This is a genomic window from Bradyrhizobium huanghuaihaiense, assembly GCF_025200885.1.
GTDB lineage: Bacteria > Pseudomonadota > Alphaproteobacteria > Rhizobiales > Xanthobacteraceae > Bradyrhizobium > Bradyrhizobium huanghuaihaiense.
Map to the genome: position 1 here is coordinate 2,923,378 of NZ_CP104172.1, position 15,431 is coordinate 2,938,808.

A 15,431-nucleotide genomic window follows, 5' to 3' on the forward strand; every position below is an offset into this window, starting at 1 on the left:
CCGTCACATCCGCCGTGAAGTGCCACCACCATGGCGGGGCGCTTGCGGATTGGCGTGTTAGAAGTTGTTAGGAGTTGCGAGCCGGGATTTGGGCAGTATCTCGTTGAACACGCTGTCAATTCAGCGCGCCCAGCAGTCCCGTTGCGGTGACCAGATCACGAGTCGCGAGGCCTTCCTGGTAACGCGCCACGAGCGGGGCGAGCAGGTCGCGTGCCTCGCGGACTTTTCCGGCCTGGTGCCAGATGCGGCCGAGGCTGATCGCTCCGCGAAGCTCCCAGCCGAGAGCGCATTGCCGGCGCGACAGATCGAGCGATTTGCGCAAGCAGCTTTCGGCTTCCGCCGCGTTGCCCGACCGGGCCAGGATATCGCCCTTGACCCTGAGCATTTCCGGCATGTCGAAGGATTCGCCGTGATCGGGAATCTGGGCGATGGCCTCATTGATCGTGCGCAAGGCCTCGCCGGTCTGGTCCTGCGCCGCGAGACCCTCCGCGAGCGCCGTCGCGAACACCGTCGTCATGATCCGGTGCCGCGTCGCATGCAGTGTTGCCTGGCTGCGGCGAAGATGCTCGATGCCGCCGGCAAGATCGCCGCGGCGCAGCATCAGCTCGCCCTTCTGGCCGATCCCGACCGCGTGATAGGGCCCGAGGAAGTGCCGCGCCGAATGATCGATCAGCCGATCGATCAGGGCTTCGGCATTGGCCCAGTCGCCGACCCAGAGAAACACGTAGATGGTCCAGATCAGGGAAATGCCGAGCGTGAGCGGCTGCTCGAGCAGCTCGGCCTCGCGCACCGTGTATCTGGCCGCCTCGACCGCGTGATCGGGCCGGCCGGTGAGCCAGAGCCCGCGCGCCAGCGCCACCAGCGCGACGATGCGGTCGTCATATCCGAGATGTCCGATATTCAGCCGCTGCGAGCCGGGATTGTGCACCATCGCGCTCTCGCAGAACTGCACCGCCTTGTCCTGGTTGCCGATCAGATGATGCGCGACGCCGAGCATCCATTCCACGTTCAGCGCGGCAGCGGGATCGTTCAGCTTGCGCGCAACGCTCTCGCCGTCGACGCCGATCCCGAGCGCGCCGCGAAAATCTCCGACCCTGGTCAGGTAGATGTGCAGGCCGCGCAGCAGCCAGAGCTGCCAGTGCAAATCCTCGAGCTCGCGGGCGAGCTGCAGGCTGCGCGTGAACGCGGAGCGGACGGCTTCCGTATTGCCTTGCGTGAACATCACGGAGACGCCGAGCGCGGCCTGCAGCGTCATCTCCTGGCGGCGGTCCAATGTGCCCGCATCGGAAGCGGCCAGCGCCTGCTGCGTCCAGCGAAGACACTCCGTCAGCAAGGTCAGCTCGAGGAAGAACTGCGCGGCCGAGGCCGCCAGCTCCACGCCGAGCGTCCGGTCACCGCCGTCCGAAAAGCTCCAGGTCAGCGCGGCCCGGACATTGGGCAAATGGTCCGCATAGGGCAGGAAGCCGCCCGCCGTCTGCAGCCCCGAGGATTTGAGCGCAATGTCGCGCAGCAAATCGCGGAAATATTCGGCATGTGCACGCGCGACGCGGTCCGCTTCCCCGTTCTCGACGAGCTTGTTGCCGACGAAGGTGCGGGTGGTATCGAGCAGACGATAGCGCAGCCGCCGCTCCGCAGGCGAGGTTGCGATCAGTGATTTGGAGAGCAGGTTCGAGATCGCCTCGACCGCCTCGGCTTCGCCGATGCCCTGGCTGGATGCGACGGCCAGTGCGGCTTCCAGCGTGAACGGCCCGACGAACACCGACAATCCGCGCAGCGTCGCGCTTTCGGCTTCTGGCAGCAGATCATAGCTCCAGGCCAGCGCGGCGCCCAAGGTCTGATGCCGTGGGATGGCGGTGCGCCGTCCCCGCCACAGCAGCGAGAAGCGGCCGTCGAGCAGCGAGGCGGTCCCGGCGATGCCATAGGCGTTGACGCGTCCGGCCGCGAGCTCGATCGCGAGCGCGATGCCGTCCAGCCGCCGGCAGATTTCGGCGACGAGCGGCGCATCCTCCTCGCTGAGCTCGAAATCGCCGAGGCTTTCGGCAATACGTTCCACGAAGAGCTGGCTTGCAGGATAGGCAAGGATGTCGGCAATGCCGAGGCCGTCGCGCTCGGGCGGGCAATCCAGCGGAAACAGCCGGTGCACGCGCTCGCCTTCGGTGCGAAAGGATTCGCGGCTGGTGGCGAGAATGTGCAGCTCGCTCGCCTCCTGGACGAGACGCTCGGCCACCGGGGCGAGCTCGTCGAGAATGTGCTCGCAACTGTCGAACAGCAGCAGTGTGCGCCGGCTACGCAGGAAAGTCAGCAGGCCAGGCATCGGGTCGTCGGAATTGACCGTCAAGCCGAGGGCTGCGGCGATCGTTCCGGGAATGAGGCGGGTGTCCGTGAGCGCGCCGAAGTCGACGAAGCACACTTGGCCGTGGAAGGCGTCCAGCTCGCGATGCGCGACAGCGAGTGCGACCGAGGTCTTGCCGATCCCGCCGGGGCCGACGATGGAGACGAAGCGATGCAGGGCGAGCTCGGCGGAAATCTTCGCGACGGCATCGTCCCGCCCGATCATCCGCGCAAGAGGTGACGGCAGCGCGTGGGGCGAAGCGACTGGGCTGGCCCGGCCGTCCGAAGCAGCAGGGCGGAGCAGCGGAGCAGCGAAGCAATAGCCGCGTCCGGGAACGTTGACGACGTAACGCGAGCCCTCACCGGCGTCGCCCAGGACCTTGCGCAGCGTCGTGATATGGAAGCGCAGGCTGCCTTCGTCGACGTTCACGTCGGACCACACCTGCTTGATCAACTCCCGCTTGTCCACGACCTCACCGGCGCGTTCGGCGAGAAAGATCAGGATGTCGAGCGCGCGGCCGCCGAGATGAAGCGGAACACCGTCCTTCTCCAGCAGCCGCGACTTTGCAAACAGCCGGAATGGTCCGAAGGAGATTGCCGAATCCTGGTCGTTAGTGTCCGGCACGAGCCAATGGTTCCAATGAAGGGGATGCTGTCTGCAACTTTGGTCTAGCAGAGCGACATCGCGAGTAAACTGGTCGAAAGTGGCGAAATGGCGTGGCGATCGCCGGAGCGCGCCCCGAGTGTAACACTCGCAAATTTTGCTTAAACGCGAGAGGCTTATCACGCGCCCCGCGACAATTCGTCAGTGTGCTTGACCGTCGCGACGACGGTCTCCGATGCCGGATTGTGACGCCGCCGATCATAACAGAATCTTGCAAAGTCTAACGAGCAAATCGCAGGCGATGCATTCAGTATAGCCTTCGAGTTAGGTCTCATTGCAGCGGGAGGCTGTCATGTCTGCCATCGGCTCGCCGAACGGCAGTGCCGTTCGATCTCAATTCGCCGCAGGTCGCGACGATCAGTCGCGCGATTGGGAGCTCGTGCTGCGCGAGTCCCACCATCGCATGAAGAACACGCTGACGATGCTGGGTGCGTCAGTCCGCCGCGACTTCACGCGGGCCGCCACCAGGGACGTCTCGCTGGCGGTGGACCGGTTCGAGCGGCGCATCATTGCCCTTGGCAGGCTCTATCAGCTCTTGTCCGACAACGACGATCCGTCGCCGGTCTCCGTCGCGCCGTTCTTCGAAAATCTGTGCGGGGCGCTCTTTGAGGCGGTGCTGGAGCCGGCGGGTATCCGCTGCGAAGCCGCCATCGAAGACGACACACTGCCGTCCTCGCAATGTCATCGGCTCGCGTTGATGCTGACGGAGCTGGTCACGAATGCGGCGAAGCACGCCTTCCCGAACAAGAATGGCGGGTTGATCCGCATCGACGTCGCGCGCCGCGAGGGCGCCTGGGTCTGCACGGTGGCCGACAACGGCATTGGTGCGGTCGGTCCGCTCCGGGGCACCGGCAGCCGTATCCTCGAAGGGCTCGCCCACAGCATCCATGCACGGCTGCATGGGGAAGCTGGGCAGGGCGGCACGCGGGTGAGCATCGTGATGCCGGCCGCCGCCTGAAGGATCGCCTCAACTCGCACCACGGGAGCTCGACATGGCCACACTCGAAATCGACCGCGACGCCGCGGCCAAGCCTTCAACATCGCGCAGCGTTGATCTGAAGCTCGAAGTCGTCGTCATTCCGGTGTCCGATGTCGACCGCGCCAAGGCGTTCTATGCGCGGCTCGGCTGGCGACTGGATGCCGATTTCGCCTCAGGCGACGACTGGCGCGTGATCCAGTTCACGCCGCCGGGCTCGGCCTGCTCGGTGATCTTCGGCAAGAACGTCACGGCGGCGGCGCCAGGCTCGGCGCGCGGCTTGTATCTGATCGTCTCTGATCTGGAGGCCGCGCGGAACGATCTGCTCTCGCGCGGCATTGCCGTCAGCGAACCCTTCCACGGTGCCGGCGATGTTCATGCAGGGCCCGATGAGCCGTATCTGTTCGGCAGCGTTCGCGTCAGCGGCGCTGACCCGAAGCGCGGCAGCTACAGCTCGTTCGCCTCGTTCAGCGATCCCGACGGCAATGGCTGGCTGTTCCAGGAGGTCACGACACGGTTGCCCGGACGCATCGCGGCAGACGACACGACATTCGCATCGCAAACCGATCTCGCCGCGGCGTTGCGCCGCGCCTCGGTGGCTCATGGTGAGCATGAGAAGCGCACCGGCGGACACGATGAGAACTGGGCGGACTGGTACGCCGACTACATCGTGCGCGAGCAGGCCGGTCAGGAGCTGCCAACCTGAAGCAACTGCATTCTTAGACCAGGCGCGCGATGACTTGGGCCTCGCGCGTCGGCGAACAGGCGGTCACGCTGATGTCGCCTTCGGCCGGTACGGAGCGCCGGTTGTCAACAACAAACAAGGAGAACTGAGATGATCCGCAAGGCAACAGCAGTCTGGAAGGGCACCGGTCGCGATGGCGCAGGCCATTTGTCGAGCGAATCCGGCGTGCTTGCCAGCACGCCCTACTCGTTCAAGACCCGTTTCGAGAACGAGAAGGGCACCAATCCCGAAGAGTTGATCGCCGCGGCCCATGCCGGCTGTTTCACCATGGCGCTCGCCTTCGGCCTTCAGCTCGCTGGCTTCACACCGGACGAACTCTCGACGGAAGCGGCCGTCACGCTCGAGCCCGAGGGCAAGGGTTTCAAGATCAGCAAGTCGGCGCTGACCTTGCGCGCAAGGGTGCCGAACCTGGACGAAGCAGGTTTCGCCAAGATCGCGGGCGAAGCCGAGAAGAATTGCCCGGTGTCGAAGGTGCTCAACGCCGCGATCACGCTCGACGCCAAACTGGGCTAGGGGCGAGCTTTCAATTTGGGTCCACCCGGCTCTAGGAACCGGGTGGACATGCGCTCAATGGATGGCTTTCGGCGGGGCGGCCGAGAGCCTATGATGCGGCAGAACCGACAGGAGCGATCAATTGGGAGCATCAGATGACGACTGAGCGCGCAGTTTTGGCCGGAGGCTGTTTCTGGGGCATGCAGGATCTCATCCGCAAGCAGCCGGGCGTGATCTCCACCCGCGTTGGCTACACCGGTGGCCATGTGAAGAACGCCACCTATCGCAATCATGAAGGCCACGCCGAAGCCATCGAGATCATCTTCAACCCCGCGAAGACGAACTTCCGGACCATGCTGGAGTTCTTCTTCCAGATCCACGACCCGACCACGCTCAACCGCCAGGGCAATGATCTCGGCACGAGCTACCGTTCCGCAATCTTCTATACCAGCGACCAGCAGAAGCGGATTGCCGAAGACACCATCGCCGACGTCGAGGCTTCCGGCCTGTGGCCGGGTAAGGTGGTCACCGAGGTCGCGCCCGCGGGCGAGTTCTGGGAAGCCGAGCCCGAGCATCAGGATTATCTCGAGCGCTATCCGGACGGCTACACCTGTCACTTCATCCGGCCGGACTGGAAGCTGCCGCGCCGCGCGGTGGCGGCGGGAGGCTAAAGCATGATCCGGACCCGAAGGGCCGCGTAGCGCAAAGTGCGAAGCGGTTTTCCGGAAAGATCATGCTCAAACAACAACCTAAAGCGCGATGACGCTTCATCGAAATCTCATCACGCTTTGGCGTGCATCAGCGCGCGGGTCAGTTCCGTAGTTGCGCGATCAGTTCGCGCGCGGTGCGCAGGTCGGCGATCCCGGCACCCTCCGTGAACGATCCGGAGACGTTCTCCAGAATGGCCAGAGCGTCCGCGCTCCGACCGGCCTCGCTCATCAGCCGCGCGAGGCTGGTCGCGCAGCGCAGCTCCCAGAAGCGCGCGCCCTGCTGGGCCGCGATGCCCATGGCCTCGCGAAAGTGGGCTTCCGCGTCGCCCGAATCCTTCGCGCTCCGGCGCATCAATTCTCCCTTGATGCGGGTCAGCTCCGGCAGATACCAGAGCTCCTGCCGGTCGTGGCAGCGGGTCAAGACGTCCTCGATCACGTCGAGGCCACGGTCGACCTGGTTGGCCTCGCCAGAGCACGCCGCGAGCTCGCCGAGCAGGGGAAGGAAGCGCGGCAGGAAGCGCGCATCGCCGGCGCGGTTGAGCTCCTCGCGCAGCAGCGGCAGGCCGCTCGCGACGTCGCCGCGCCTGGCGATCACCGCCGCATTGAAGGCCCGCGCCCACAGTCCCCACAGCCGGATCGCGTGCCGTTCGGTATGTTCGAGCAACTCGGTGCCGTGGCGTTCCGCAGCGTCGAGATCGCCGGACCAGAAGGCGATCGGGCAGGCGGCCTGTCCCAGCACGCTGCAGAAGGTCAGCGCGTGGCCGTTGGCGCGGCCCTCCTCGATGTTTCTGGCGGCGAGCGCCTGAGCCTGGTCGGCGAGACCCTGCAGCCACAGGATGCGGGCGCGGAAATATTGCGTGGAGATTCTCAGATCGAGCGGGAAGATCTTCGGCTTCTCCGCCAGCACATGCAGCGATGCATGCACCCGGTCGATGCGCAGCCGTGCGTCGTTCTGGTCGCCGAGATAATGCAGCGCGACGGCCGTGAGCCGGTCGCCCAGCATCACGTCGGTCCTGTCGGGAGAGTTCGCGGCCGCGTTCGCAAAACGATCGGCGAACGCACGGGCCTTGCCGAACTGTCCATTGTTGAACTGGTCGATGCACAGGCCCCAGAGCGCGCGCAGCCGGAAATCCTTGTCGTCGAGCCTGTCGGCAAGCTCGAGCGTCGTCTCCAGGATCGGGCGCGCCTCGCGCGCGCGGCCCTCGCCATACATCAGCGACCAGCCGAGTGCCGACAGGAGCTGCATGCGGATACGGTCGTCGCCGGTGTCGCCGAGCGCCGCGAGTGCGATCTTGCTTCGTTCGCGGCATTCGGCGAACAGGGAGAGCCGCACCCACAGCGTGACCGCGGCCGCCGTCAGCGCGATTCCCAGCTCGGTGTCGCCGTCGGGCGCGAAAGCCCAGTCGAGCGCTGCGCGCACATTGTCCAGCTCCGCACCATAGATGCCGAGCCATTCGGGCAGCGGCGTCGACGTGTCGGCCTCCGCATGCGCGAAGAAATCGCGAAAGTACTCGGCATGACGGCGTGCGAATTGCCTGGTTTCGCCGAGCGCGCTGAGCTTTCCGTGCGCATAGGCCCGCGTCGTGTCGAGCAGGCGATAGCGCAGCGTCCGCGCGCCGGACGGCGAGATCAGCGACTTGGTGACCAGGCTGTCGATGGCCTCCAGCGTTTCCGATGCGCTGAGGCCGTCACCGGATGCAACCGCGGCAGCCGCCTCCGGCGCGAAAGGTCCGGCGAACACCGAGAGCCGGCGCAGGGTCGCGCTCTCGGCCGCAGGCAGCAGGTCATAGCTCCAGTCGAGCGCGGCGGCGAGGGTCTGGTGCCGCGGCACGGCCGTGCGCCGGCCACGCCATTGCAGCGAGAAGCGGCTGTCGAGCAGCGAGGCGGTGCCGGCGATGCCGTAGGCATTGACGCGCCCCGCCGCGAGCTCGATCGCGAGCGCAATGCCGTCGAGGCGCCGGCAAATGCTCGCGACCAGCGGCGCTTCGTCCGCACTGAGCTGGAACGGGCCGGAGCTCTGCGCGATGCGCTCGACGAAGAGCTGGGCGGCGGGATAGGCGAGGACCTCGGCGACATCGATCCCCTCGCGCTCGGGCGGGCAATCCAGCGGGAACAGGCGGAAGATGCGCTCGCCTTCGCTGCGGAACGATTCGCGGGTGGTTGCGAGAACACGAAGCTGCGGCGCCTCGCGCACGATGTGCTCGACGAGTGGGGCCAGATTGTCCAGCACATGCTCGCAGCTGTCGAGGATCAGCAGGGCCGGGCCGACCTTGAGGAACGTCAACAGGGCCGGCGTCGGATCCTCTGCGCTGATGGTCAGGCCGAGCGCGGAGGCAATGGTGGTTGCGACGTGGCTGGCATCCCGGAGCGGGCCGAAGTCGACGAAGAAGGCGCGCCCGCGAAAATCCTGGGAGCGGCGGTGTCCGACGGCGATGGCGACGGCCGTCTTGCCGATTCCGCCCGGGCCGACCAGGGTCATGAAGCGATGGAGCGAGAGTCCGCTCGATATCTTTTCGACGACCTCCTCCCGTCCGACCATTTTCGAGAGCGGCGCGGGGAGGGCGCGGGGCGGCAGGATGTCGATGGTCGGCTGCGTGGCGGGCGAGGCCGGCGGGGCGAGCGAGGCGACGAAGCAATAGCCGCGGCCGGGCACGTTGACGACGTAGCGCGCCGACTTGCCGGTATCGCCGAGCGCTTTGCGCAGCGCTGCGACATGGAAGCGCAGGCTGCCTTCGTCGACATTGACGTCGGCCCAGATGCGCTTGACCAGCTCTCTCTTGTCGACGACTTCACCGGGCCGCTCGGCCAGGAAGATGAGGATGTCGAGCGCGCGGCCGCCGACATGGAGCGGCACGCCCTCCTTCTCCAAGAGCCGGGACTTTGGAAACAGTCGAAATGGCCCAAATGAAATGGACGAGTCTTCGCTACGATCTGGCACGCGCCATTACCCCCGCGACGGGAGTCAAAAGGTATTTCTTTGTGGTCTATCAGAACGAACCGTACAGTAAACTGGCCGAAAGCACTGGGCAGGGCCGGCAGCCCTGCGTGGACCGCGTGGGTCGGCCGCCTTCCGAAATATTGTTTTAAAAGCAGCGGGTTAGAGCACACGACATGGCGGTGACGCCGCCGCATAGTCCGGATGGAGCATTGACGTCGGTCGCCGATTGCTGCGATGGGATCGTCCGGGAGCCGGTCCCGGCTCGGCCGTGACCAACCGCTTCCGGAATTCGGGCATGTCTTCCTTCTCGCGGCGACACTTCGTCCATGCATTACCGGCGGCGGCGGTGCTCGCGGCGATTCCGCGCATCGGGCAGACCGCCGATTATCCCTCTCGCCCCATTCGACTGGTGATTCCCTATGGGGCGGGCGGATCCGGCGACCAGATCGGGCGTCCCTGGGCGGAGAAGATGTCGTCGCTGCTTGGACCCGTCTTCATCGAAAACATCACCGGTGCGGGCGGCGCGATCGGGACAGCGGCGGTCGCGCGCGACAAACCCGACGGCTACTCCCTGCTGCTCGGAAACGACAGCACGCAGGCGGCCATTCCGCTGCTATCGCAAAATCCGTCCTATGCGATGGACGATTTCCGCGCCATCAGCCGCCTCATCACCAGCGCGCTTGTTTTCGTCGTCCATCCGTCGGTGCCCGTCACAAATCTGCCTGAGCTGATTGCCTACGCAAAAGCCAATCCGGGAAAGCTGTCCTACGGGACCCCTGGAATCGGCAGCGGAAATCATCTCGTCGGCGAAGCCTTCAAGCTGCAGGCGGGCGGGCTGGACATCGTCCATGTCCCGTATCGGGGCATCGCGCAGGCCAGCAACGACCTCCTCGCCGGCCAGATTCCCCTCATCATTGCAGTGATGTCGGTGCAATTGCAGCAGTGGAGCCAGGCCGGCAAGATCCGGATGATCGCGGTCGCCACCGAGAAGCGGCTGAGCGTTGCCCCCGATATCCCGACCGCCATCGAATCCGGCATGCCGGGCCTCCGCTATGACGGCTGGTTCGGCCTGTTCGCGCCCCGGCAGACCGACGATGCGATCATCGACCGGATCGCGCAGGCGACGCGCATGGCCATGGCCGACAAGGCGATGCAGGCCAACTACCGCGCCGAGGGCATGGAGCCGGACAGCGATTCGAAGCCGGCCGAATTCCAGCGCCTCGTCGAGGCGACTTCGGCGAGCCTTGCGGGCATGATCAAATCGATCGGGCTGGAGAGGTTTTGAGGCGACTCAACCCGCGGGGCGCGTGACGATACGCGCCGACAATGTGACCAGACACATCAGCGCGGCCAGAAGCCAGAACGCCATCGGCAATCCGCCGAGGCGGGCGACGAAGCCGACGCCGGCGGGGCCCACCAGGATGCCGGCATAGCCGGCGGTCGTGATCGCGGCGACGGCGAGCCCCGTTGGCATCACCGTCTGCCAGGCTGCGCGGCGGAACAGCACCGGTACGAGGTTCGAGGCGCCGAGGCCGATCAGCAGGAAGCCGGCCATCGCAACCGCCGCAACGGGAGCTGTGAGCAGCACCACGAAGCCCCCGATCGCAATGAGGCTGCCCCAGAACAATGTCGCGCGGTCTCCGATGCGCGCGACGACGGCGTCGCCGCCGAGCCGCCCCACTGTCATCGCGATCGAGAACACGATGTAGCCGGTCCCACCTTGCGCCTCCGGGACGAGGCCCGCGCCGATCACGAGCAGCGCGCCCCAATCGAGCATCGCGCCTTCGACCAGGAAGGTGATGGCGCCGAGCAGCGCCAGCAGCAGCACCGATCCGTGCGGCAGCACCAGGAGCGGTCCGTCCTGCACCTGCACCGAGCGAAGCAGGCGCGGCGACGTCACCACCATCGCGGCCAGCATCAGGGCGGAGCAGATCAGCGTGCAGGCGAGCGCGCCGAGCTGTAGCGACAGCAGCGCGGTCATCAGCGCAGATCCGGCAAAACCGCCGATGCTGAAGAGCGCGTGGAAGCCGGACATCAGCGGAATTTTTGCGGCGCGCTCCACCTCCACCGCATGGATGTTCATGGCGACGTCGATCGAGCCGAGCGCGGCGCCGAATGCGAGCAGCGCCAGTGCCAGCGATGCGGGCGTACTCGCGATCGCGAGCAAAGGCAGAACCAGTGCCAGACCAAGCCCGCCGGCCACGATGATCGGCTTGCTGCCGTAGCGCGCGCTCATGATGCCGGTCAGCAGCATCGCGGCGACCGAGCCGATGCCGAGGCTGAGCAGGAGCAGCCCGAGCATGCCGTCGTCGACGCCGAGCCGCGTCTTCGCGAACGGCACCAGCGGTGCCCAGCAAGCCATGCCGAAGCCCGCGACGAGGAAGGCAAGCCGCGTCGCAAGGCGTGTCGCCGGCCGGTCGGCGGAAGACATTGGAACTCCGGGGAAGCACGATGAAGGAGGCGAGGCCGACAAGCCCGACGATTGCCGCGACTTTATGGCCGGGACGCCTCCGGCGCCGCGCCGGTCCTGGCGAGCTGCAAGCGCACGCACAGGCCTTTCGGCGCGTTGTCGAACAGCTCGAGGGTTCCATCATGCGCGGTCACGATCGCCTGCGCGATCGAGAGGCCGAGGCCGAATCCGGTCGTCTCGTCCATGGTGCGGGCGTCCTCGCCGCGCACGAAGGGCTCCAGCATCGCCGCCTTCCTGTCGTCGGGAATGCCGGGTCCATCGTCCGAAACGTCGATGACGAGATGATCCCCCGATATCGACAGCGCGACGTCGATCCTGGTTCCGAAGCGCGTTGCGTTCTGGACGAGGTTGGTGACCGCGCGGATGATCTCGTCCGGCCGCAGCACGAAGGCGGCGCGATCGGGGCCCGAATAAGTCACCGCATGGCCGCAATCGGAAAACTGCTCGCACACCATCTGCAGCAGCGCCGCGACGTCCACCAGTGTCGGCTTCACCGGGCTTTCACTGCGCAGCAGGGACAGAACCGATTCCAGCATCGACTGCATCTGGTCGAGGTCGCGCACGGTCTGCGTGCGCTGCGCCGGATCTTCGATGTATTCCGAGCGCAGCCGCAGCCGCGTGATCGGCGTGCGCAAATCGTGGCTGATGGCCGCGAGCATGCGCGTCCTGTCGTTCATCAGAGCGGTGATGCGCTCGCGCATCCGGTTCAGCGCTCTGGCTGCGGACCTGATCTCCTCCGGCCCGTTTTCCGGCAGCGGCGGCGAGGCCCGGTTCAGGCTGAAATTCTCCGCCGCGCGCGCGAAGGCCGACAGCGGCGAGGACAGCGCGCGGCCGGCCCAGACGCCGAGCAACGTGACGCTCGCCACCAGGAACAGCAGCGTCGAGGTCCAGAGGCCGCTGACGAAGGCCGGTATCTGGGGCAATCCCATCGTCGCTTCGAGCACGTCGTCCTTGGCGAGATAGAACCAGACGCGATCCTGTTCCGCGCCGCTGCCGCGAATGAGCTCCGCCCGGCCGCCGAGTGCGGACGGGATGGGCAGGGGTGTCCGCGCCGGCAGCGGCATAACGGAAGTCGAAACACCGTCCCGCAATTGCAGCTTGAGCGCCGGAAAGGTCCGGCTGATGCTGCCGAGGACGAGCGCGCGCTCCGCCTTGGGCGTGTTGGTGATGATCCGCGCGATCAGCTCGAACTGCTCGACCGGCGAGTTCGCGAGCAGCTTCGGCTGGTTGAGCAGGAAATATCCGGCGATCAGCACGTGGATCAGGATCAGCGAGACCAGGATCAGGGCGGCGATCTGACCGCTGATCCGCCTGAAGCTGAACAGCGCCAGGATGTCGGCGGCGCGGCTCATGCTTCCTCCACCCTTGGTGTGAAGATGTAGCCGCCGGTGCGGATGGTCTTGATCATGGAGGTGTCTTCGCTGCGGTCGAGCTTGCGGCGGAGACGGCTGACCAGCACGTCGACACTGCGGCCGAAACTTCCGCCGGGGCGGCCGCGCGTCATGTTCAAGAGACTGTCGCGGCCGAGAACACGGCCGGCGCGCTCGCAGAAGGCTTGCAGCAGGTCGAACTCGGCGCTGGTCAGCGGCACCTGCGCTCCCTCGGGGTCGCGCAACTCCCGCAGGCGCAGATCGATGGTCCAGCCCTGGAACTTCAGCCGCGTCGCGGTGGAGGCGGCCGCAAGGCCGCTGGCGTGCCGGCGCAGCACCGCGTTGATCCGGGCGAGCAGCTCACGGGGGTTGAACGGTTTTGGCAGATAGTCGTCGGCGCCCATTTCGAGGCCGAGGATGCGGTCGAGGTCCTCGCCCTTCGCGGTGAGGATGATGATCGGCGTCGTCGTTTCCATCCGCAGCCGGCGGCAGAGGCTGAGGCCGTCCTCGCCCGGCAGCATCAGGTCGAGTACGATCAGGTCGGCGCGGTTCTGCGAGAGGTGGCGGTCCATCTCCCTGCCGTTGGTGACGGCGCTGACCGCGAACGAATGCTCGCGCAGATAACGCGAGATGAGATCGCGGGTCGGCTGGTCGTCCTCGACGATCAAGATGTTGGGCGTGCCGTTGGTCATGGTTGAGATCGCATCGGGGGCGCCGATCGTTGGTCGATTTGCGGACGATTGTCTCGTCCGAAGAATGACGGTCATGGTGCAATCCTACGGTCAGTCACGGCTCAGCGCCACCACGGGGTCGAGGAAGGCGGCGCGGCGGGCGGGGAAGAAGCCGAAGGCGATGCCGATCCCGGTCGAGGTCAGGAATGCCGCGCCGATCGAGAACGGCGAATAGCTGACCTCGAAGCCGGGCACCGCGACGTTGATGGCGACGCCGAGCAGGACCGCAATGAGGATGCCGGCGATGCCGCCGATCGACGAGATCAGGGTCGCCTCCACCAGGAATTGCTGCAGGATGTCGCTGCGCCTCGCGCCCACGGCCATGCGCACGCCGATCTCGCTGATTCGCTCCGAGACGGACACCAGCATGATGTTCATGACGCCGATGCCGCCGACGACCAGCGAGATCACCGCGATCGCCGCAACCAGGAACGCCAGCGTCTGCGTCGTGCTGGTGATGGTGCGACGGATGTCGTCGGTGTTGAGGATGACGAAGTCCCTGGTGTTGTGCCGCTGCGTCAGGAGCGTGGTCACCGCGTCCTGCGCCAGATTGGTCGAGACCTCGTCGCTGATCCGCAAGAGGATGCTGCGCAATGCGCGGCCGCCAGTGAACTGGGCCTGCACGGTGGTGTAGGGCAGGTACACCGCCAAATTCTGATTCGAGCCGAAGCCGCCCTGCTGCTGCGCGATCACGCCGACGATGCGGCACGGCACCTTGCCGAGCCAGATCACGCGGCCGATCCCGGAGGTCTGGTCGTCGGCGAAGAAGGTCTTTCTCGTGTTGTCGTCGATGACCGCCTGCCGCTCGATGTTGCGGACGGCGTCTGCGTCGAACAGGCGGCCTTTCGCCAGCTTGGCGCCCTTGACTAGGAAATAGCTCTCGCCGACGCCGTTGACGAGCACATTGGATTCGTTGCCGCGATAGCGCACCGTGGAGCTGGTCGAGACTGTCGGCGTGACGCCGGCGATGAAGCCCTGCCGGTCGAGCGCACGGGCATCGTCCAGCACCAGCGTCTTGATCTTGCCGGCGCGCGCATCGCCAAAGTCCTTGCCCGGAAACACCTCGATCGTGTTGGTGCCGAGGCTCGAAATGTCCGACAGCACCTTGCGCTGCGAGGCGTTGCCGAGCGCGACCACCGACGATACCGCGGCGATGCCGATGATGATGCCGAGCATGGTCAGGAACGCGCGCAGCCGGTGCGCGGCCATCGCCACCAGCGCCATGCGTGAGGCCTCGCGCAGCCGTCCCAACGCGCCGGTCCAGCCGACGCCGCCGTTCGATGCTGTGCGGGCGACCGGCTCCGACGCGCCCGCGCTCTCCATGCGGCGATCGGAAACGATCCTGCCGTCCCGCAACTCGATGATGCGCTCGGCCCGGGCGGCGACATCGGCATCGTGGGTGACGATGATGATCGTCCGTCCCTCGCGATGCAGCTCTTTGAGGATCTTCAGCACCTCCTCGCCGCTGCGCCGGTCGAGCGCCCCGGTGGGCTCGTCCGCCAAAATGACCTCGGCGCCGTTGATCAGGGCCCGTGCGATCGAGATACGCTGCTGCTGGCCGCCGGAGAGCTGGTTCGGGCGATGACCGCCGCGTGTGCCGACGCCGAGCCGCTCGAGCAGCGCACTCGCGCGCGTCCGGCGCTCACGCGCATTGATGCCGGCATAGACGGCGGGGATTTCGACGTTCGCGGCAGCGGTGAGATCGCCGAGCAGATTGTAGCGCTGGAAGATGAAACCGAAATGCTCGCGCCGCAGCGCGGCCAGCTCGTCTGCATCCAACTCGGCAACGTTCTTGCCGGCGACGCGATACGCGCCCGACGTCGGACGATCGAGACAGCCGAGGATGTTGAGCAGCGTCGACTTGCCTGATCCGGACTGACCGATAATCGCGACCATCTCGCCGGGCTGGATGCTCAGTGAGAGGTCATCGAGCGCCACCACAATGGTGTCGCCGGCTGCGAACTCGCGGCGGATGTTCTGGAGGTCGATGATCGGATCGGTCAT

At 66.2% G+C, this 15,431-nt stretch carries 11 protein-coding genes; 5 read left to right on the plus strand and 6 right to left on the minus strand.

The genetic code is table 11. From position 1 onward, the window contains the following. Positions 1-115: 115 nt before the first annotated feature. On the minus strand, positions 116-2,956 hold the full coding sequence (locus N2603_RS13810; protein WP_260389234.1) for an ATP-binding protein: 2,841 nt from the start codon (positions 2,954-2,956) through the stop codon (positions 116-118). A 331-nt stretch (positions 2,957-3,287) separates the two neighbouring features. Here N2603_RS13810 and N2603_RS13815 point away from each other — a divergent pair, with 331 nt between their 5' ends. The 4 genes from N2603_RS13815 to msrA all read left to right on the plus strand — a co-directional run bounded on the left by N2603_RS13815 (position 3,288) and on the right by msrA (position 5,879). Next, complete coding sequence (locus tag N2603_RS13815) at positions 3,288-3,953, plus strand: sensor histidine kinase (protein ID WP_260389237.1); 666 nt, start codon at positions 3,288-3,290, stop codon at positions 3,951-3,953. A gap of 34 nt (positions 3,954-3,987) precedes the next feature. Then, the gene (locus tag N2603_RS13820) at positions 3,988-4,677 is read left to right on the plus strand and encodes a VOC family protein (protein WP_260389238.1); all 690 of its coding nucleotides are present in this window, start codon (positions 3,988-3,990) and stop codon (positions 4,675-4,677) included. Positions 4,678-4,806: 129 nt separating this feature from the next. After that, on the plus strand, positions 4,807-5,229 hold the full coding sequence (locus tag N2603_RS13825; protein ID WP_260389239.1) for an OsmC family protein: 423 nt from the start codon (positions 4,807-4,809) through the stop codon (positions 5,227-5,229). A gap of 134 nt (positions 5,230-5,363) precedes the next feature. Next, on the plus strand, positions 5,364-5,879 hold the full coding sequence (gene msrA, locus N2603_RS13830; RefSeq protein WP_260389242.1) for a peptide-methionine (S)-S-oxide reductase MsrA: 516 nt from the start codon (positions 5,364-5,366) through the stop codon (positions 5,877-5,879). A gap of 139 nt (positions 5,880-6,018) precedes the next feature. Here the strand turns inward: msrA and N2603_RS13835 are convergent, their stop codons facing one another. After that, complete coding sequence (locus N2603_RS13835; RefSeq protein WP_260389243.1) at positions 6,019-8,856, minus strand: ATP-binding protein; 2,838 nt, start codon at positions 8,854-8,856, stop codon at positions 6,019-6,021. Positions 8,857-9,151: 295 nt separating this feature from the next. Between N2603_RS13835 and N2603_RS13840 the strand changes: the two genes are divergently transcribed. Beyond that, on the plus strand, positions 9,152-10,141 hold the full coding sequence (locus tag N2603_RS13840) for a Bug family tripartite tricarboxylate transporter substrate binding protein (protein ID WP_260389244.1): 990 nt from the start codon (positions 9,152-9,154) through the stop codon (positions 10,139-10,141). A gap of 6 nt (positions 10,142-10,147) precedes the next feature. On the opposite strand, the gene N2603_RS13845 is transcribed toward N2603_RS13840, so the two are convergent. The 4 genes from N2603_RS13845 to N2603_RS13860 form a co-directional block, all read right to left on the minus strand. Then, positions 10,148-11,287 (minus strand): MFS transporter, encoded by a 1,140-nt coding sequence (locus tag N2603_RS13845; protein WP_260389245.1) that lies wholly within the window; start codon positions 11,285-11,287, stop codon positions 10,148-10,150. 62 nt (positions 11,288-11,349) lie between these two features. Further along, a complete protein-coding gene (locus N2603_RS13850) occupies positions 11,350-12,678 on the minus strand; it encodes an ATP-binding protein (protein ID WP_260389246.1) in 1,329 nt (442 codons plus the stop codon). Next, positions 12,675-13,388, minus strand: coding sequence for a response regulator (locus N2603_RS13855; RefSeq protein WP_018642630.1), 714 nt, complete (start codon positions 13,386-13,388; stop codon positions 12,675-12,677). The genes N2603_RS13850 and N2603_RS13855 overlap by 4 nt, the downstream gene beginning before the upstream one ends. 90 nt (positions 13,389-13,478) lie before the next feature. After that, positions 13,479-15,431 carry a MacB family efflux pump subunit gene (locus tag N2603_RS13860; RefSeq protein ID WP_260389247.1) on the minus strand — a complete coding sequence of 651 codons (1,953 nt, stop codon included), beginning with the start codon at positions 15,429-15,431 and terminating at the stop codon, positions 13,479-13,481.

Excerpts from the sequence above, each read along its gene's own strand:
- N2603_RS13815 (WP_260389237.1), top strand. The coding sequence starts at position 3,288 with ATGTCTGCCATCGGCTCGCCGAACGGCAGTGCCGTTCGATCTCAATTC.
- N2603_RS13825 (WP_260389239.1), top strand. The coding sequence starts at position 4,807 with ATGATCCGCAAGGCAACAGCAGTCTGGAAGGGCACCGGTCGCGATGGC.
- msrA (WP_260389242.1), top strand. The coding sequence starts at position 5,364 with ATGACGACTGAGCGCGCAGTTTTGGCCGGAGGCTGTTTCTGGGGCATG.
- N2603_RS13845 (WP_260389245.1), bottom strand. The coding sequence starts at position 11,287 with ATGTCTTCCGCCGACCGGCCGGCGACACGCCTTGCGACGCGGCTTGCC.
- N2603_RS13840 (WP_260389244.1), top strand. The coding sequence starts at position 9,152 with ATGTCTTCCTTCTCGCGGCGACACTTCGTCCATGCATTACCGGCGGCG.
- N2603_RS13855 (WP_018642630.1), bottom strand. The coding sequence starts at position 13,388 with ATGACCAACGGCACGCCCAACATCTTGATCGTCGAGGACGACCAGCCG.
- N2603_RS13860 (WP_260389247.1), bottom strand. The coding sequence starts at position 15,431 with ATGACCGATCCGATCATCGACCTCCAGAACATCCGCCGCGAGTTCGCA.
- N2603_RS13850 (WP_260389246.1), bottom strand. The coding sequence starts at position 12,678 with ATGAGCCGCGCCGCCGACATCCTGGCGCTGTTCAGCTTCAGGCGGATC.
- N2603_RS13820 (WP_260389238.1), top strand. The coding sequence starts at position 3,988 with ATGGCCACACTCGAAATCGACCGCGACGCCGCGGCCAAGCCTTCAACA.